The 19,972-nt window shown below is 34.8% G+C and carries 12 protein-coding genes, 2 tRNA genes and 3 rRNA genes; 14 read left to right on the top strand and 3 right to left on the bottom strand.

Annotated elements, in window-relative coordinates; genetic code table 11:
• Positions 1–4 precede the first annotated feature (4 nt).
• From GQR92_RS07055 to cmk, 10 genes are all read left to right on the top strand, one after another.
• Entirely contained in the window at positions 5–520 is a 516-nt protein-coding gene (locus tag GQR92_RS07055) for a hypothetical protein (RefSeq protein WP_233270046.1), read from the top strand.
• A 14-nt stretch (positions 521–534) separates the two neighbouring features.
• A complete protein-coding gene (gene ligA, locus GQR92_RS07050) occupies positions 535–2,532 on the top strand; it encodes an NAD-dependent DNA ligase LigA (protein ID WP_158838437.1) in 1,998 nt (665 codons plus the stop codon).
• Between the two features lie 66 nt (positions 2,533–2,598).
• A complete protein-coding gene (locus GQR92_RS07045) occupies positions 2,599–3,336 on the top strand; it encodes a DUF4294 domain-containing protein (RefSeq protein ID WP_158838436.1) in 738 nt (245 codons plus the stop codon).
• 1,291 nt (positions 3,337–4,627) lie between these two features.
• Positions 4,628–6,145 (top strand): 16S ribosomal RNA (locus GQR92_RS07040).
• A gap of 84 nt (positions 6,146–6,229) precedes the next feature.
• Positions 6,230–6,303, top strand: a tRNA-Ile gene (locus GQR92_RS07035).
• Positions 6,304–6,385: 82 nt separating this feature from the next.
• Positions 6,386–6,462, top strand: a tRNA-Ala gene (locus GQR92_RS07030).
• Between the two features lie 222 nt (positions 6,463–6,684).
• Positions 6,685–9,570, top strand: a 23S ribosomal RNA gene (locus GQR92_RS07025).
• A gap of 188 nt (positions 9,571–9,758) precedes the next feature.
• Positions 9,759–9,868 (top strand): 5S ribosomal RNA (gene rrf, locus GQR92_RS07020).
• The 16S, 23S and 5S rRNA genes sit together here with 2 tRNA genes alongside, the layout of an rRNA operon.
• Positions 9,869–10,038: 170 nt before the next feature.
• Positions 10,039–11,067: a type IX secretion system protein PorQ gene (gene porQ, locus GQR92_RS07015; RefSeq protein ID WP_158838435.1), complete on the top strand. Its 1,029-nt coding sequence runs from the start codon at positions 10,039–10,041 to the stop codon at positions 11,065–11,067.
• A gap of 2 nt (positions 11,068–11,069) precedes the next feature.
• Positions 11,070–11,762 (top strand): (d)CMP kinase, encoded by a 693-nt coding sequence (gene cmk, locus GQR92_RS07010; RefSeq protein WP_158838434.1) that lies wholly within the window; start codon positions 11,070–11,072, stop codon positions 11,760–11,762.
• A gap of 189 nt (positions 11,763–11,951) precedes the next feature.
• Here the strand turns inward: cmk and GQR92_RS07005 are convergent, their stop codons facing one another.
• Entirely contained in the window at positions 11,952–12,581 is a 630-nt protein-coding gene (locus GQR92_RS07005; protein ID WP_158838433.1) for a 7-carboxy-7-deazaguanine synthase QueE, read from the bottom strand.
• A 242-nt stretch (positions 12,582–12,823) separates the two neighbouring features.
• On the opposite strand from GQR92_RS07005, the gene rpsA reads away from it, so the two are divergent.
• From rpsA to GQR92_RS06990, 3 genes are all read left to right on the top strand, one after another.
• On the top strand, positions 12,824–14,635 hold the full coding sequence (gene rpsA / locus GQR92_RS07000; RefSeq protein WP_158838432.1) for a 30S ribosomal protein S1: 1,812 nt from the start codon (positions 12,824–12,826) through the stop codon (positions 14,633–14,635).
• A 519-nt stretch (positions 14,636–15,154) separates the two neighbouring features.
• Positions 15,155–16,546: a phosphoglucosamine mutase gene (gene glmM, locus GQR92_RS06995; protein ID WP_158838431.1), complete on the top strand. Its 1,392-nt coding sequence runs from the start codon at positions 15,155–15,157 to the stop codon at positions 16,544–16,546.
• A 4-nt stretch (positions 16,547–16,550) separates the two neighbouring features.
• A complete protein-coding gene (locus GQR92_RS06990) occupies positions 16,551–17,396 on the top strand; it encodes a hypothetical protein (RefSeq protein ID WP_441339137.1) in 846 nt (281 codons plus the stop codon).
• 30 nt (positions 17,397–17,426) lie between these two features.
• Here GQR92_RS06990 and GQR92_RS06985 read toward each other — a convergent pair whose 3' ends face one another.
• Together GQR92_RS06985 and GQR92_RS06980 are read right to left on the bottom strand one after the other, a co-directional pair.
• A complete protein-coding gene (locus GQR92_RS06985; RefSeq protein WP_158838430.1) occupies positions 17,427–18,317 on the bottom strand; it encodes a lysophospholipid acyltransferase family protein in 891 nt (296 codons plus the stop codon).
• An 11-nt stretch (positions 18,318–18,328) separates the two neighbouring features.
• Positions 18,329–19,222, bottom strand: a complete 894-nt coding sequence (locus tag GQR92_RS06980) for a lysophospholipid acyltransferase family protein (RefSeq protein WP_158838429.1) — start codon at positions 19,220–19,222, stop codon at positions 18,329–18,331.
• 84 nt (positions 19,223–19,306) lie between these two features.
• Here GQR92_RS06980 and GQR92_RS06975 point away from each other — a divergent pair, with 84 nt between their 5' ends.
• Positions 19,307–19,963: a rhomboid family intramembrane serine protease gene (locus GQR92_RS06975; protein WP_158838428.1), complete on the top strand. Its 657-nt coding sequence runs from the start codon at positions 19,307–19,309 to the stop codon at positions 19,961–19,963.
• The last annotated feature ends 9 nt before the right edge of the window (positions 19,964–19,972 follow it).

Raw genomic sequence — 19,972 nt, 5'->3', positions numbered from 1 at the left:
TAAAATGATATCTAAAGAAAAATTACCGTATTATCAAATACCAGAATCATCAACAGAATATACGGCAGGTACATCTGTAAGTAGAATGGTAGATGGGTTAGGTTTTAGATATTATTGGGCAACAGAAAACTTATCTGCTGCAGATTTGGGGTTTAAACCAAATTCAGAAGCAAGAACAACAGAAGAAACAGTAGACCATATTTATCATTTATCAATACGAGTTTTAAACGCTACTTTAATAAAGTTAAATGGAGCTACAGAACCAAGTATGACTTTTGCCGAAAAAAGGAAAAAAACCTTAGAAAATTTTTTACAAGCAAGTACTATTCTTAGAGAAAGTAAAGACGTTTCTCAATTTAAAATATTGTTTCCTAATAAAGAGCTTTCTTTTTGGTGTGTAATTAATGGTCCAATTGCAGATGCAATTTGGCATGTTGGTCAAATAGTTTCGTTTAGGCGTTGTTCGGGCAATCCTTTTCCAGAAGGTGTTAATGTATTATTAGGTAAAAAGAACGATTAAATTTTTTATTCAGAATGACAAATCAACAAAAAATACAAGTACTTAGTGATGAATTAAATACTCATAATTATAATTATTATGTGTTAGATAATGCAACTATTTCAGATTACGATTTCGATATCAAACTAAAAGAATTAGAAAAGTTAGAACGTGAAAATCCTGAGTTTTTCGATGCAAATTCGCCAACGCAAAGAGTAGGAGGTACTATTACTAAAAATTTTAATACGGTTACCCATAAAAACAGAATGTATTCTTTAAGTAATTCGTATTCTAAAGAAGATTTATTAGATTGGGAAGAAAGAATTCAAAAAGTTCTAGGTACAACAGATGTAGAATATACGTGCGAGTTAAAATTCGATGGAGCTTCCATCAACTTAACGTACGAAAACGGACAATTTGTAAAAGCTGTAACGCGTGGCGATGGTTTTCAAGGAGATGAGGTAACACCTAATATTAAAACAATTCGTTCAATTCCTTTAATTCCAAATGGAGATTTTTTAAGTGATTTTCAAATGCGAGGAGAAATCATTTTACCAATAGATGGTTTTAATAAAATGAATGAAGAGCGTGTAGAAAATGGGGAAGAAGAATATAGAAATCCTAGAAATACTGCAAGCGGAAGTTTAAAATTACAAGCCAGTACAGAAGTTGCAAAAAGGCCATTAGATTGTTTATTATATCAAGTTGTAACAGAAGAACGCAAATATAAAACGCATTTTGAGAGTTTAGAAAATGCAAGAAAAGTTGGTTTTAAAGTACCAGAAACCATCACGTTGGTAAAATCGATAGATGAAGTTTTCGATTTCATCACTAATTGGGACGCTAAACGTCACGATTTACCGTATGAAACAGATGGAGTTGTAATAAAAGTAAATAATTTACATCAACAAGACGAGTTAGGCTACACCGCAAAAGCACCAAGATGGGCAATTGCATATAAATTTAAAGCAGAACAGGTTTCTACAATTTTAAATTCTATAAGTTATCAAGTTGGTAGAACAGGCGCAATAACTCCGGTTGCAAATTTAGAACCTGTGCAATTAGCAGGTACAACGGTAAAAAGAGCTTCGTTACACAATGCAGATCAAATAGCAAAATTAGATATTAGAGTAGGAGACACGGTTTTTGTAGAAAAAGGAGGAGAAATTATTCCTAAAATTATTGCAGTAGACTTAACAAAACGTCCAGCAGATTCAGTGCCAACCATATATGCAACTCATTGTCCGGAGTGTAATACCGAGTTGCTAAGAACAGAAGGAGATGCAAAGCATTATTGTCCTAATGAGTTTGGTTGTGCACCACAAATTACAGGACGAGTTCAGCATTTTATTTCTAGAAAAGCCATGGATATTGATGGTTTAGGAGGTGAAACGGTAGATTTATTGCGTAAAGAAGGCTTAATTCAAAACTATGCAGATTTATACGATTTAACAGTAGCACAAGTAATTCCGTTAGAAAGAATGGCAGAAAAATCTGCTCAGAATATGATAGACGGAATTATAAAATCAAAAGAAATTCCGTTCGAAAAAGTATTATTTGCACTTGGTATACGTTTTGTAGGAGAAACAGTAGCTAAAAAGTTAGCAAAACATTTTAAATCCATAGATAATTTAATGTCTGCAGATTTAGAAACATTAATTTCGGTAGATGAAATAGGAGAGAGAATTGCACAAAGCATTATCGAGTTTTCTAAAAACGAAGGCAATATTAATTTAATAAACAGGTTAAAAGCATCAGGAGTACAACTAGAAGTTTCTGCAGAAAGTTTAGAAAATCAAACAGAACTATTACAAGGGCAAATATTTGTAGTTTCAGGCGTTTTTCATCAAATGAGCAGAAACGAACTTAAAAAAGCAATTGAAGATAATGGCGGAAAAGTAAGTTCATCAATCTCTAAAAAAACAAATTTTATTGTTGCCGGCGATAATATGGGGCCATCAAAACTAGCAAAAGCAGAAAGTTTAGGAATAGAAATTATCTCAGAACAAGATTTTATAGACAAAATAAGTTAAATAATAATTAGAAGCAACCGTTGCATAACCAACAATCATAATAACGATACAATAAAAAATAAAATTTTGAAAAAACTCCTATACATATATATACTACTAATTTCGGTAGCATCTTTTTCTCAAATACAAGAAACAGATTCGCTCCCTATCAACGTAGACGATTATGTTTTTGTAAAACCAGGAGACACCTTAGTAGTAAGCCTTAACGAGTTCTCGTTGTTGCCAAAACCTAAATTTAACTCAAAAAAAGACGTTCGGTATTATTTATGGTTCCGTAAAAAAGTATTTAAAGCATACCCTTATGCACAATTGGCCTCACAAAGGTTAGATTCTTTAAACCAAAGGCTAGAAAAAATCAAGTCAAAAAGGGCGCAAAGAAAATACACACGTTTAGTTCAAAAATATATAGAAGGCGAGTTCACAGATCAAATTAAAAAGATGACCACCACAGAAGGTAGAATTCTTATAAAGTTAATTCATCGTCAAACCGGTAAAACGGCATTTCAAAACATCAAGGTCTTAAGAAGCGGATGGAAAGCTTTCTGGTACAACACAACGGCAAATGTTTTTAGTTTATCTCTTAAAACCGAATACCATCCAGAAACAGAGAACGAAGATTTTTTAATAGAAGATGTTTTGCAACGCGCTTTTCAAGACGGAAAACTCCAACCTCAAAAAACTAAGTTAAATTTCGATTTTCCTCAAATTATAATAGAAAGAAAGGCAGAAATCAATGTAGAAGAATACAAATTGTTTTTTGCAAAAATGCGTAAAAAAGGAAAAGTTAGACAATCTAAGAACTAAACATGTTCTTTGGGTGTTCCCTTTTTTTGTTGAGATATAAAAAAAGTTGGGTTTATATATAATGACACTTTTGTAATTCTAATAAACTTATAGAATAAAAAAGGTCGGGCTTTCCACTATATCTTTTTGCGAAAAGCAAAAAGGATGCCGTTTCAATCCCTAACACAAAGCCTGTAATTGTAATGAGCAAGAAGGAAACAAGTCTACAAAGAGCAATTTTAACAAATAGATAGCCAATTTGTTTTTCATCTCTATTTTCTCTTTTAAAAAAAAACACCCGTCATTGCGAGGCACGAAGCAATCCCTTTATTTCAATAAATTAAGGTTCTGAGTAAATCGAAGCCTATGTATTCAACAGAAACTTACACGATACTTGTCTTCTAATAATTCGTTTTTTTTAGCTTTACTTCTATTTACAAAGTTTCTACTTCATCTATAAGAGACCTTTTTCACAATTTTCTTTGTATTAAAATTAAAAAACAATCATTTACCGGCTTTATTTAAAAGCTAAAAAACAAATCCAAGTAACTAGGTAAAGCTATTTCAAACCTATTAAGGCTAAATTTTCAGCGCACACTCTTTGCTTTTTTCAATGTTATTATGTTGAAAAAGTAGTTGTCATCCCTAAACCCCAGATAAAACCCAAGAACCTTCAAAAAATAACTAAAAAAATATTTGATGTAACTTACTAGAAACAAAATAATTAGGAGAAGTATGTAAAATAAACAAAAAAAAAGGGTTAAAAAATAGTTGTTAGATTAAAAATGTGTTGTAAGTTTGCAGCCGCTAACAGCAATATTGTTTTGTTAGTTACGTTCATTGAGAGTTTGTAAATCGATTAAAAATTAAGGAGTTAAACAGGTAAAGTTGTAAAATTTTATCAAAAAAAAACTTTAATTTTTATTAGGTTGGTTTGTAAAAAACGTTGTATGTTTGCAGTCCGAAAATTTCGGCAAAAAGTTCAGTGTTTTTTACAGTTAAAATAAAATAAAAAAAAGTTTAATTTTTTATTGTCAGATTAGAAATAGTTTGTATGTTTGCAGCCGCTAAGAAATACAGCAAAAAGATCAGAGAAAATTTGGAATGATTTAAAAAAGTCAGTTAGTTCGATTCTAACGTTTCTACAAAGTTGAGTTAAAGGTAAAGATTGAGTTTTATGACTTGTCGGTGCCGACTCGGCACAGTTCATTGAAAATATTGAAATTGACAGCGTAATTAAAGAGTAGAATAACCACATTATTAGTTTAATGTAAATTCTTTTGAAACTTATTCATTAAAATATTTAAAATATACAATGAAGAGTTTGATCCTGGCTCAGGATGAACGCTAGCGGCAGGCTTAACACATGCAAGTCGAGGGGTAACATTGTGCTTGCACAGATGACGACCGGCGCACGGGTGCGTAACGCGTATAGAACCTACCTTTTACTGGAGAATAGCCTTTAGAAATGAAGATTAATGCTCCATAGTATTGCGACTCGGCATCGAGATGTAATTAAAGATTTATTGGTAAAAGATGGCTATGCGTCCTATTAGTTAGATGGTAAGGTAACGGCTTACCATGACATCGATAGGTAGGGGTCCTGAGAGGGAGATCCCCCACACTGGTACTGAGACACGGACCAGACTCCTACGGGAGGCAGCAGTGAGGAATATTGGGCAATGGAGGCAACTCTGACCCAGCCATGCCGCGTGCAGGAAGACTGCCCTATGGGTTGTAAACTGCTTTTATACAGGAAGAAACACTGGTATGTATACCAGCTTGACGGTACTGTAAGAATAAGGACCGGCTAACTCCGTGCCAGCAGCCGCGGTAATACGGAGGGTCCGAGCGTTATCCGGAATCATTGGGTTTAAAGGGTCCGCAGGCGGTCAATTAAGTCAGAGGTGAAATCCCATAGCTCAACTATGGAACTGCCTTTGATACTGGTTGACTTGAGTCATATGGAAGTAGATAGAATGTGTAGTGTAGCGGTGAAATGCATAGATATTACACAGAATACCGATTGCGAAGGCAGTCTACTACGTATGTACTGACGCTGAGGGACGAAAGCGTGGGGAGCGAACAGGATTAGATACCCTGGTAGTCCACGCCGTAAACGATGGATACTAGTTGTTGGGCATTAGCTCAGTGACTAAGCGAAAGTGATAAGTATCCCACCTGGGGAGTACGGTCGCAAGACTGAAACTCAAAGGAATTGACGGGGGCCCGCACAAGCGGTGGAGCATGTGGTTTAATTCGATGATACGCGAGGAACCTTACCAGGGCTTAAATGTAGTATGACAGGACTAGAGATAGTTTTTTCTTCGGACATATTACAAGGTGCTGCATGGTTGTCGTCAGCTCGTGCCGTGAGGTGTCAGGTTAAGTCCTATAACGAGCGCAACCCCTGTCGTTAGTTGCCAGCATGTTATGATGGGGACTCTAACGAGACTGCCTACGCAAGTAGTGAGGAAGGTGGGGATGACGTCAAATCATCACGGCCCTTACGTCCTGGGCCACACACGTGCTACAATGGTATGGACAATGAGCAGCCATCTGGCAACAGAGAGCGAATCTATAAACCATATCACAGTTCGGATCGGAGTCTGCAAATCGACTCCGTGAAGCTGGAATCGCTAGTAATCGGATATCAGCCATGATCCGGTGAATACGTTCCCGGGCCTTGTACACACCGCCCGTCAAGCCATGGAAGCTGGGAGTGCCTGAAGTCGGTCACCGCAAGGAGCCGCCTAGGGTAAAACTGGTAACTAGGGCTAAGTCGTAACAAGGTAGCCGTACCGGAAGGTGCGGCTGGAACACCTCCTTTCTAGAGAAAGATGGTGAGTTACAAAAAAAGGTTTTTTTTACTCTTTGCTGTTAATTTTAAAATAAAAAAGTATTAAGCTATTCTAGTCTCGTAGCTCAGCTGGTTAGAGCGCTACACTGATAATGTAGAGGTCGGCAGTTCGAGTCTGCCCGGGACTACAAAAAGCAAGATACTTAAGGAAATTCTGGAAGTAAGAGGATTCTACATTCATAATTTAGGATTTATTCTGAATTTCATAATGGGGGATTAGCTCAGCTGGCTAGAGCGCTTGCCTTGCACGCAAGAGGTCATCGGTTCGACTCCGATATTCTCCACCAGGCAATGCCTTGAGATGATTTATATTGTCTCTAGTGTATTGAAGAATCAAAACTGATAATAACTTATCGGTGGCGATTCGCAACGTTCATTGACATATTGGTAAAATGATATCGTAAGAATCAAATAGATAGAGAACAATTAGAGCAATCTAATTAAATAATTTTTTTATAAAAATATAAAAGAGTTCATTATAGTGTGGCAACACACTGTAGCAAAAAGTACAATAAGTTAAGTAAGGGCGTATGGCGGATGCCTAGGCTCTCAGAGACGACGAAGGACGTGATAAGCTGCGAAAAGCTACGGGGAGGGGCACATACCTTTTGATCCGTAGATATCCGAATGGGGCAACCCGGCATGTTGAAGACATGTCACCACGTAAGTGGGGTAAACCCGGTGAACTGAAACATCTAAGTAACCGGAGGAAGAGAAAACAATAGTGATTCCGTTAGTAGTGGCGAGCGAACGCGGATTAGCCCAAACCAAATTTGTTACGGCAAATTTGGGGTTGTAGGGCCACGATATTCGAAGATAAGTGAATTAGAACTGTTTGGAAAGACAGACCATAGAGGGTGATAGTCCCGTAAAAGTAAGCGAATTTAAGATAGTGGTACCCTGAGTAGTGCGGGACACGAGTAATCCTGTATGAATCCACCGGGACCATCCGGTAAGGCTAAATACTCCTGAGAGACCGATAGTGAACTAGTACCGTGAGGGAAAGGTGAAAAGAACCCTAAGTAAGGGAGTGAAATAGAACCTGAAACCGTACGCCTACAAGCGGTCGGAGCAACTTCGAGTTGTGACGGCGTGCCTTTTGCATAATGAGCCTACGAGTTACTGTTTCTAGCAAGGTTAATTGATTAAGTCAAGGAGCCGTAGCGAAAGCGAGTCTGAATAGGGCGTTTTAGTTAGTAGTAGTAGACGCGAAACCGAGTGATCTACCCATGGGCAGGTTGAAGCTGTAGTAACATACAGTGGAGGACCGAACCAGTTGACGTTGAAAAGTCTTTGGATGACCTGTGGGTAGGGGTGAAAGGCCAATCAAACTCGGAAATAGCTCGTACTCCCCGAAATGCATTTAGGTGCAGCGTTGAGTAAAAGTTTTATAGAGGTAGAGCTACTGATTGGATGCGGGGGCTTCACCGCCTACCAATTCCTGACAAACTCCGAATGCTATAAAATGTTTCTCAGCAGTGAGGGCATGGGTGCTAAGGTCCATGTCCGAGAGGGAAAGAACCCAGACCATCAGCTAAGGTCCCCAAATATATGTTAAGTTGAAAAAACGAGGTGAAATTGCTTAGACAGCTAGGATGTTGGCTTGGAAGCAGCCATTCATTTAAAGAGTGCGTAACAGCTCACTAGTCGAGCGATTTTGCATGGATAATAATCGGGCATAAACATATTACCGAAGCTATGGATTAACGTTGAAAGACACGTTAGTGGTAGGGGAGCATTGTAACCTGGGTAGAAGGTGTGCTGTGAGGCATGCTGGACTGGTTACAAAAGAAAATGTAGGCATAAGTAACGATAATGGGGGCGAGAAACCCCCACACCGAAAGACTAAGGTTTCCTCAGCGATGCTAATCAGCTGAGGGTTAGTCGGGTCCTAAGGCGAATCCGAAGGGAGTAGTCGATGGATAACAGGTTAATATTCCTGTACTTCTTATAATTGCGATGGGGTGACGGAGTAATGAAAGCACCGCGAACTGACGGAATAGTTCGTTGAAACATGTAGCTATTAGTTTTGTAGGCAAATCCGCAGAACTAGGTGAAGTGTGATAGTACCAAGCGTCTTCGGACAATTGGATAGTGTGCCTAAGGGCTTCCAAGAAAAACCTCTAAGCTTCAGATTATAAGAACCCGTACCGTAAACCGACACAGGTAGTTGGGATGAGAATTCTAAGGTGCTCGAGAGATTCATGGCTAAGGAACTAGGCAAAATAGACCCGTAACTTCGGGAGAAGGGTCGCCCTGCTTTACAGCAGGGCCCGCAGTGAAAAGGTCCAGGCGACTGTTTATCAAAAACACAGGCTTTGCTAAATTGAAAGATGATGTATAAGGCCTGACACCTGCCCGGTGCTGGAAGGTTAAGTGGAGGGTTTAGCTTCGGCGAAGATCTGAAATGAAGCCCCAGTAAACGGCGGCCGTAACTATAACGGTCCTAAGGTAGCGAAATTCCTTGTCGGGTAAGTTCCGACCTGCACGAATGGTGCAACGATCTGGACACTGTCTCAGCCATGAGCTCGGTGAAATTGTAGTATCGGTGAAGATGCCGATTACCCGCAGCGGGACGAAAAGACCCCGTGAACCTTTACTATAGCTTAGTATTGGCTTTGGATAAGTAATGTGTAGGATAGGTGGGAGACATTGAAGCGGCGTCGCTAGGCGTTGTGGAGTCGTCCTTGAAATACCACCCTTTGCTTATCTAGAGTCTAACTCAGAGATGAGGACAGTGCTTGGTGGGTAGTTTGACTGGGGTGGTCGCCTCCAAAAGAGTAACGGAGGCTTCTAAAGGTACCCTCAGTACGCTTGGTAACCGTACGTAGAGTGCAATGGCATAAGGGTGCTTGACTGAGAGACATACAGGTCGATCAGGTTGGAAACAAGAGCATAGTGATCCGGTGGTTCCGCATGGAAGGGCCATCGCTCAAAGGATAAAAGGTACTCCGGGGATAACAGGCTGATCTCCCCCAAGAGCTCATATCGACGGGGGGGTTTGGCACCTCGATGTCGGCTCGTCACATCCTGGGGCTGGAGAAGGTCCCAAGGGTTGGGCTGTTCGCCCATTAAAGTGGCACGCGAGCTGGGTTCAGAACGTCGTGAGACAGTTCGGTCTCTATCTGCTGTGGGCGTTAGAAATTTGCGTGGATCTGACTCTAGTACGAGAGGACCGAGTTGGACTGACCTCTAGTGTACCTGTTGTTTCGCCAGAAGCATAGCAGGGTAGCTACGTCGGGAAGGGATAAGCGCTGAAAGCATATAAGCGCGAAACCCACCACAAGATGAGATTTCTTTAAAGGGTCGTTGGAGATTACAACGTTGATAGGTCATAGGTGTAAAGGCAGTAATGTCATAGCCAAGTGATACTAATAACCCATAGACTTATGTACGCTTCCCGCCGAAAGGCGGGAGCACAGACTCTTTATTTATTAGACGATTTAGATATTATTTTACCATATGTTAACTTATAAGCAAGCGATGCTTGCGGTTTTTAGTTGATCGTTATTAGTTGATGGGGCTGTATTGTATACAGTTTTACCAAAAACTATAAACCAACAACAATTAATAACCAAAATCTTAGGGTGGTTATAGCATTGGGGCTCACCTCTTCCCATCTCGAACAGAGAAGTTAAGCCCAATCGCGCCGATGGTACTGCATTTATGTGGGAGAGTAGGTCGCCGCCTTTCTTTAATACGGACTAATATCCGTATCTGTAAACCTCAATTCTTAACGAATTGAGGTTTTTTTATGGAGTAAACTTAAGTGTTTTTGAGTTTTTTTATCACATTTGTGTATCGTAATTGTAATAATATAGTTTATTTTCGTTATTAATTTAGCAGCCGTTATTTATTTCTTAATGAATTATAAAAACATCTTATTTTTTACTTTTTTATTTTCTTTTTGTGCTATTAGAGGACAAGTTGGAGGAGAGAAAGTGTATCAATTTTTAAATGTATCTACCTCTGCTAGACAAGTGGCTTTAGGTGGTGAAGTTTTGGTAATAATGGATGATGTTAATCAACCGATATGGAACCCTTCTGTGATTAGTGAGGAAATAGATAATAAAGTTTCTGTAAATTACACAAGTTATTTAGCTGGAATAAATATTGGATCTTTGGCTTATGCTAAAACAATTTCTAGGAGGTTTGGTACCATACACGGTAGTATTAAATATATTGATTATGGTTCCTTAATTGGTGCTGATGAACAAGGTAATGAAACGGGGAATTTTGGTGCCAATGATATTGCTGTTTCTGTTGGGTATGCTATAAATATTCCTTATTCAAATTTTTTTATTGGTGCTAATGTTAGAGTGATTAATTCTAATATTGAAAATTATACATCTACTGGTGCTGCTACAGATTTAGCCATTTTATATAATAGTCCTTACAAACCTTTTGCAATTACTTTGGTGGCTAGAAATATTGGTACTCAAATACAAACCTACAATGGAGTAAAAGAAAAATTACCATTTAAAATTGCTTTAGGTGGTTCTTATAAATTAGAACATGTTCCGTTAAAATGGTATGCAACTATTGATAATTTACAACAATGGGATGTATCTGTACCTAACCCTTCTGAACAAACAACAGATTTAGAAGGCAATGTTACTGAAAAAAAAGTGGGTTTTATTGCCAATACTTTTAGACATTTTGTGATTGGTGGAGAGTTGTTTCCTGAAAGTGCAATCAATTTAAGATTAGGATATAATTTTAGAAGGGTAGCTGAATTAAAACTACAGAATGCAAGAACGTTTAGTGGTTTTTCTTTTGGTTTTGGAATTAAAATGAATAAATTAAAATTTAATTATGCCTATTCTAAAATTCATTCGGCAACAAATGCAAGTACTTTTAGTTTATTAATAGATTTAGATAGGAGAAGATAAATATGAGTAAAAAAATTATAATTGCAATAGATGGATTTTCATCAACAGGGAAAAGTACAATAGCTAAATTATTGGCTAAAAAGTACAATTATATTTATGTTGATACCGGAGCAATGTACAGAGCTGTTACTTTATTTGCAAAACAAAATAGTTTTGTTGGTAAAGATTTTTTAGATAAAGAAAATCTGGTTTCGAGTTTAAAAGATATTTCACTTACTTTTAAGTTTAATGAAAAGTTAGGTTTTGCAGAAATGTTTTTAAATGGTTTAAATGTAGAAAAAGAGATTAGAACGCTAGAAGTTTCTCAATTAGTTAGTAAAGTAGCGGCTATTTCTGAGGTAAGAACAAAATTAGTTGCAGAACAACAATTAATGGGGCAAAATAATGGTATCGTTATGGACGGTAGAGATATTGGAACTGTTGTTTTTCCGGGTGCTGAATTGAAATTATTTATGACGGCTTCTGCTGATAAAAGAGCTACTAGACGTTATAAAGAATTGATTGATAGAGGGGATAAAGTAGATTTTAAAGATATTCTTTTTAATGTGGAGGAACGTGATAGAATAGATTCTACAAGAGAAGATTCTCCATTATTGAAAGCGAATGATGCTATTGAATTTGATAATTCTGATATGGGAATAACAGAACAATTTGAAAGAATTTGTGCTTTAGTAGATGCCAAACTTTCTGTTTAGCTAATAAGTTTACAGATACACTTAGCCCTGATTGAAACGGCATCCTTTTTATAGTTCTGTAAAAACTTAAGTAACTTTTAATAATGAGGTTGACACGGTTTACAAAAAAGTGAATTTTGTAGTGACCTCTATAAAAAGATATAGTGGAAAGCAGGAAATAACTTCTAAAAAATATAAAATATCTGAATATTATGGAATATTCAGATATTTATGTGTTTGTAAAGAAATTTTCCACTTTGGATTTTTCATCACATAATCTACAATCAGTTCGGTCATTTTTTCTTTTTTACTCCATTCTGGTTGTAAAAATAATTGGCATTTATCTGAAACTTTAGCAGCTTCTCGTTCTGCAAAATCGAAATCTGATTTGTTTTGAATAATCATTTTAAGCTCATCAGCCTCAGGATAACATTCTGCTAAAGGCAATTTTGTTTTCTTAGGTGAAAGGCAAAACCAATTCCATTTTCCTGAAAAAGAATACGCTCCAGAAGTTTCTATATGCGTTCTAATGTTATTTTTTTGTAGTGATTCTGTAATATAATCCATAGACCACATTAAAGGCTCTCCACCAGTGATAACAACTGTTTTTGCGTGCATTTTTACATTACGTACAATGGTGTCTGCTAGGGTTGGTGGGTGTAAATCTGCATCCCAACTTTCTTTAACATCGCACCAGTGGCAACCAACATCGCAACCACCAACTCTAATAAAATAAGCAGCTGTACCTGTATGAGCACCTTCTCCTTGTATTGTATAGAACTCTTCCATTAAGGGAAGCATTATTCCTTTATCTACTAAATCTTTTGTGTTTTTATCCATCTTCATTAAAATCTACCCATAACGGTTTTGAGAGTGCAAAGGTAGTTTTTGTATATCAAGAATAAAAGGAATAATAAATTAATTCTAATTGCTTAATAATCAAAACATTTTTGTAAATTTGCACTCCTTTTTACGATAACAGATTTAGAAAAGGAAAAGATAAAACAATTTATAAAAACAACTCTTTGCGTTTTTATCGTTAAAAATCTGGTAAACAATAAGATACAAATTATTATTCAGAAATGTCTGAAGAAACAAAAAACACTGAAGAGCAAGTTGTTGTTGCTGAAGTACAAGAAACAGCGACTCCTGCTGTAGATCCAACACAATTTTTAGCTGATTTTAACTGGCACAAATACGAACAAGGTATTGAAGCTGTTGATGAAGAAAAATTACAAGCATTTGAAAAAGCGTTAGAAGGAACTGTAGGTTTTGTAAACGAGCGTGACGTAATTGAAGGAACTGTAATTAGAATTACTGATAGAGATGCAATCATCGATATCAACTCTAAATCTGAAGGAGTTATTTCTTTAAACGAATTTCGTTACAACCAAGGTTTAAAAGAAGGAGATACTGTAGAAGTATTAGTTGACAAAAGAGAAGATTCTTCTGGTCAATTAGTATTATCTCACAAAAAAGCAAGAGTTATTAAAGCATGGGAACGTGTTAACAATGCTCATGAAACTGGTGAAGTAGTTAACGGTTTCGTTAAATGTAGAACTAGAGGTGGTATGATTGTAGATGTTTTTGGAATTGAAGCATTTTTACCAGGATCTCAAATTGATGTTAAGCCAATTAGAGATTACGATCAGTATGTTGAGAAAACAATGGAATTTAAAGTTGTTAAAATCAACCACGAATTTAAAAACGTTGTTGTATCTCATAAAGCTCTTATTGAAGCTGATATTGAATTACAGAAAAAAGAAATTATTGGTCAATTAGAAAAAGGACAAGTATTAGAAGGTATTGTTAAAAATATTACTTCTTATGGTGTCTTTGTTGATTTAGGTGGTGTAGATGGATTAGTTCATATTACAGATTTATCTTGGTCAAGAATCAATCATCCAAATGAGGTTGTTGAGTTAGATCAAAAATTAAACGTTGTAATTTTAGACTTTGATGATAACAAATCTAGAATACAATTAGGTTTAAAACAATTATCTGCTCATCCTTGGGAAGCTTTAAATACTGACTTAAAAGTTGGTGATAAAGTAAATGGAGAAGTTGTTGTTTTAGCTGATTATGGTGCGTTTGTAGAAGTAGAACAAGGAGTAGAAGGGTTAATTCACGTTTCTGAAATGTCTTGGTCAACTCACTTACGTTCTGCACAAGATTTCGTAAAAGTTGGAGATAAAGTTGAAGCTCAAATTTTAACTTTAGACCGTGAAGACCGTAAAATGTCTTTAGGTATTAAACAATTACACCCAGATCCTTGGACTGACATCGTTGCTAAATATCCTGTAGGTTCTACTCACACTGGTACTGTAAGAAATTACACTAACTTTGGTGTTTTCGTAGAATTAGAAGAAGGTATTGACGGTTTAGTTTATATTTCTGACTTATCTTGGACTAAGAAAGTGAAACATCCTTCAGATTTTGTAACTGTTGGTGATAAACTAGAAGTACAAGTATTAGAATTAGATGTAGAGAACAGAAAGTTAAACTTAGGTCATAAGCAAACTCAAGATAACCCTTGGGATGCACATGAAGCTACGTATGCAATCGGTTCTAAACATGAAGGAACAATCAAAGAAAAGAATGATAAAGGAGCAGTTGTAACTTTTGCTGATGGAGTAGAAGGTTTTGCACCAACAAGATTCTTAGAAAAAGAAGATGGTTCTAAATTAGACAAAGGAGACACAATAGAATTTGTAGTTTTAGAATTCTCTAAAGAATACAGAAGAGTTGTTGTTTCTCATACATCTTTATTTAAAGAGCAAGAGAAAAGAAATGTGAAAGTTGCCGTTAAGAAAGCAGCAGAAGCAGAAAAAACTACCTTAGGAGATATTGGTGGTCTTGCAGCATTAAAGAAAAAAATGGAAGAAGGTAAATAATCTTTATTTCTTACATATTAAAAAGCCGATACAATTTGTATCGGCTTTTTTATGCTTTAAAGTTTCTACAAACTTTGTAGTATTCAGTATTCAAAAATTAAAATTTTTGAATACTGAATACTGAATACTGAATACTGAATACTGAATACTGAATACTGAATACTGAATACTGAATACTGAATACTGAATACTGAATACTGAATACTGAATACTGAATACTGAATACTGAATACTCTTTTTGGGCGTTCCCTAAAAAGGTCGGGCTTTCCACTATATCTTTTTATAGCTGTCATTTCGAAGTTTCCTTTTTTGTAAACTGTGGCAACCTCCTAATTAATAAACAGATTGCTTCGTTCCTCGCAATAACGCTTGTTAAAAAGCGCTATAAAAAGGATGCCGTTGCAATCCCTAACGCAGCCTACTTGTAGATATATTACAAAATCAAAAATAACAGCTTACTAATCTATTTTATCACTTAATAGAATTATATTTGTCCTGCTAAAAAAGACAATATAAATTATGACATTAATAAAATCAATTTCAGGAATTAGAGGAACAATTGGAGGTAAAACTGCCGATAACTTAACGCCAATAGACGCTGTAAAATTTGCATCTGCTTACGGAGCATTTATTAAAGCAAGAAACGCTAACAAAAAAAGTATAAAAGTAGTAGTTGGTAGAGATGCTCGTATTTCTGGTAAAATGATATCTAGTTTAGTAGCAAATACTTTGGTAGGTTTAGGTATCGATGTAATCGATTTAGGTTTATCTACAACACCAACTGTAGAAGTGGCAGTACCTTTAGAAAAAGCAGACGGAGGAATTATTTTAACAGCATCTCACAATCCTAAACAATGGAATGCATTAAAATTATTAAACGAAAAAGGTGAGTTTTTAAACGGAGCAGAAGGAGTAGAAATTTTAGCTTTAGCAGAAAGTGAAGATTTTTCTTTTGCAGAAGTAGATGAATTAGGTTCTTACAAAAAGAATAAAAAATACTTAAAAAAACATATTAAAGAAGTTTTAAAGCTAGATTTAGTTGATGTAAAAGCAATTAAAAAAGCAAAATTTAAAGTAGTTGTAGATGGCGTAAATTCTACAGGTGGAATTTTTATTCCTGCTTTATTAAAAGAATTAGGTGTAAAATGTATCGAATTATATTGTACTCCAAACGGACAATTTCCTCACAACCCAGAACCTTTAGCAGAGCACTTAACAGATATCTCTGAATTAGTAGTTAAGAAAAAAGCAGATTTTGGAATTGTAGTAGATCCAGATGTAGATCGTTTGGCTTTAATTTCTGAAGATGGTTCTATGTTTGGCGAAGAATATACATTAGTTGCTTGTGCAGATTACGTATTAGGAAAACTAGGTGGTGGAAATACTGTTTCTAATTTATCATCTTCTAGAGCCTTAAGAGATGTTACAGAAAAACATGGCGGAACATATACAGCATCTGCAGTAGGTGAAGTAAATGTGGTGATTAAAATGAAAGAAACCAATACGGTAATTGGTGGAGAAGGAAATGGAGGAATTATTTATCCTGCTTCTCATTATGGACGTGATTCTTTGGTGGGGGTTGCCTTATTTTTATCGCATTTAGCTAATAAAAAAATGTCTTGTAAAGAATTAAGAGATTCGTACCCAAGTTATTTTATGAGTAAAAATAAAATTCAGTTAACACCAGAAATAGATGTTGACAAGATTTTAGAAACAATGGCTTCTAAATATGCAAACGAAGATGTAAATACAATAGATGGTGTAAAAATTGACTTTGCAGAAGAATGGATTCATTTAAGAAAATCGAATACAGAGCCAATTATTAGAATTTATACAGAAGCTAAATCGCAACAAGCAGCAGATGATTTAGCAGTAAGATTTATCAACGAAATTAAAGAAATAATAGCGTAACGTTTTGAAAAAAAAGGTAATAGTAGGTTTATCCTTATTGATGACAATTTGTACTTTTTCTCAAGAAAATGATACAAAAGATTTAAAACAAACAAACAAAATAACCAATAAAGGAAAATTCTTTCTTTATTGGGGATGGAATAGAGCTAATTACTCTAATTCTGATATACATTTTACTGGGAAAAATTACGATTTTACCTTACATGATGTAAAAGCCAAAGACAGACAAACTCCGTTTAGTTTTAATGATTATTTTAATCCCGTAAACATTACCATTCCTCAAAATAATTATAGAATTGGTTATTTTTTAAAGGAAAATTATACAATTTCTATTGGTGTAGACCACATGAAATATGTAATGGTTAAAGATCAAACCGTAAAAATTGACGGAGAAATTAATGAGGGTACAAGTTATGACCGCGTTTATAATAATGACGACATTGTGTTGGCTGAAGATTTTTTAAAATTAGAACATACAGATGGTTTAAACTATGTAAATGTAGAGTTTAGAAGATTTGATGAAATTGGTCATTACTTTGGTATCAATCATAAGAACTTTCAAATAAACCTTACAGAAGGTTTTGGAGCAGGAATTTTATATCCAAGAACAGACGTAACTTTATTAAATAAAGAAAGACACGATGAGTTTCATATTGCAGGTTGGGGAGCATCAGCTGTAGTTGGTATAGATTTAACGTTTTTTAAATACTTTTATATTCAATCAGATTTAAAATTTGGGTATATCAATTTACCAGATATTAGAACCACTATAGATCCAAGTGATGGAGCTACTCAAAGTTTTACTTTTTTCCAGAGAAATATACTTATTGGAGGAAGGTTTAACCTTTAAAAATTAAAACAAAATAAAGTGTCAAAAGGTTTATAAAAACTCTTTTGGTACTTTATTTCTATGTTTAAAACGTTTGTGAGACCATAAATATAGATCAGGTTGGTTTCTAATATTTCTTTCTGTTATTTCTAAAAATTTATCAGTAAGCTCGTAGTCTTTGTAATCTTTTGGTGCTTCTGTAACCAATTCAAATTCTACCTCATAATAGCCTCTTTTTATTTTTCTTGCTACATAATTAATAACAACAAAGTCAAATTTTTTTGCTAGCATTTCTGCACCTGTATGTATAGGTACTTTTACACCAAAAAACTCGCTCCAATAATACGTTTTATGAGGCTGTGGAGATTGATCACTTAGTAAAATATATGCAGCTAGTATGTTGTTATCAATATTTTTTTGAATATTAATAATTGTTTCAGAGGTTTTGTAGCCATCAATACCAAATCTCTTTCTACTTTTTTTAATTGCTTTTTCGTAATACTTGTTTTGTATTTTAGTGTATGCACCTAAAATTGTTGTTTTTAAAGCAAGTGGCATACTTGTAGACCATTCCCAGTTAGCTTGGTGTGCTCCAACTATTATAATACCTTTTTTCTTTTCGTTATAGTTATCTACCAATTCAGGATTTAAAAATTTGTAACGTTTTTTTATCTCCTTTTCACCCATAGAAAAATATTTGATGCTTTCTACAACTAAGTCTGTAAAATGTTTGAAGAATTTTTTAGAAATTAATGCTCTTTCATCTTCTTGTTTTTCAGGGAAGGCAAGATGTAGGTTTTCTAGAACAACTTTTTTTCTATAGCGAAAAACATAATAAACTAGAAAGAAAAAAAAATCTGAAATTATATATAAGACTCTCAGAGGTAAAATAGAGAGTAGTTTTATTAAAGGGTAAGTAAGCGCAAAACTTAAAAACTGCATATTGTTGTTGTTTATGATGTAGATTTTGGAACTTTATCCCTATGTTTAAAACGTTTGTGAGACCATAAATAAACTTCAGGTTGGTTTCTAATATTTCTTTCTGTTATTTCGAGAAATTTATCAGTAAGTTGGTAATCTTTATATTCTTTTGGGTTTTCTGTAATCAACTCAAATTCAACTTCATAATAACCTCTTTTAATTTTTCTTGATGTCCAATATACAAAAGACATATCATATCTTTTAGATAAAGTTTCTGCACCAGTATGAATTGGAACTTTTATCCCCATAAATTCCGCCCAATAATGAGTATTCTTTATTTGTGGAGATTGATCGCTTAACAAAATATAAATACCTTGTTTTTTATCTACAAAATTTCTGTGAAGATTTCTAATGGTGTCTGAAGTTCTGTATAAAGTTCCACCAAATTTAGAACGAGACATTTTAATTACTTTTTCAAAGTGCTTATTTTGTACTTTGGTATAAGCTGCATAAAAATCTGGAGTTTTAATTTGTAAAGGTAAACCTGTAAGCCATTCCCAATTTGCTTGATGAATTCCCACTAAAGAAATACTTTTTCCGTTTTTAGCAACCTTTTTAAGTATTTCGATGTTTTTATATTTTATCCTTTTAGAAATTTCTTTTTCAGAAATGGTAAAGGTCTTTATACTTTCTACAATAAAATCGGTTAAATGTTTAAAAAAACCTTTACTAATCTTTTTAAGATCTTGCTCATTTTTTTCTGGAAAAGCCAGTTTTAAATTCTCTAAAACCACCTTTTTTCTATAACCAATAATGTAATAATTTAAGAAGTAAAGTCCATCAGAGATTATGTATAATATTCTCATAGGAAGTTTAGATATTAACCAAATAAGTGGGTATATAAGGCTAAAGACAATTAAATGCATGGAGTATTATTTTAGATTGCAAATATCGGATATAAATTTAAAATGAAGTAGTATTAGTAAATCAGATTTTAGTAAGTTTGTTTTATGATGAACAACATGAATCAAGCAGTTTTAATTCTTATAATAGCCAATGTTTTGGTGTCAATGAAAGGGTTTAATGACTATTCTTTTTTGGATAAATATAAGTTTCAAGTAGGTAAGGTTTTATCTGGTGAAAAAATAAGAACGTTAACATCTGGTTTTTTACATGTAGATTGGATACACCTAGGATTTAACATGTATGCATTATATCTTTTTGGGAATATTGTAGCGGGTTTTTTAGGTATGCCTTATTTTTTAATTATCTATTTTGGTAGTTTATTAGCCGGGAGTTTATATTCATTACATTATCATAAAAATGAGCCTTATTATAGTGCCGTTGGTGCTTCTGGAGCCGTTTCTGGTATTGTGTATGCATCCATACTTTTGTATCCAGCAATGGAGTTGTATTTATTTTTTATTCCGATTCCAATTCCTGGTTATATTTTTGGTGTAGGCTATCTTTTATACTCTATTTACGGCATGAAAAAGCAAGTTGGTAATGTTGGTCATTCAGCACATTTAGGTGGCGCAATTGGCGGATTTGTGGTAACACTTTTATTAGATCCCTCTTTATTTATTACAAATAAACTTTTGGTAATATCTTTAGGAATACCAATTATACTGTTGTTACTTTTTGGAGACAAACTTAAAAACTTATAAAAATAAAAA

Source organism: Polaribacter sp. L3A8, assembly GCF_009796785.1.
Lineage (GTDB): Bacteria > Bacteroidota > Bacteroidia > Flavobacteriales > Flavobacteriaceae > Polaribacter.
This window is presented reverse-complemented; position numbering and strand designations above follow the sequence as displayed.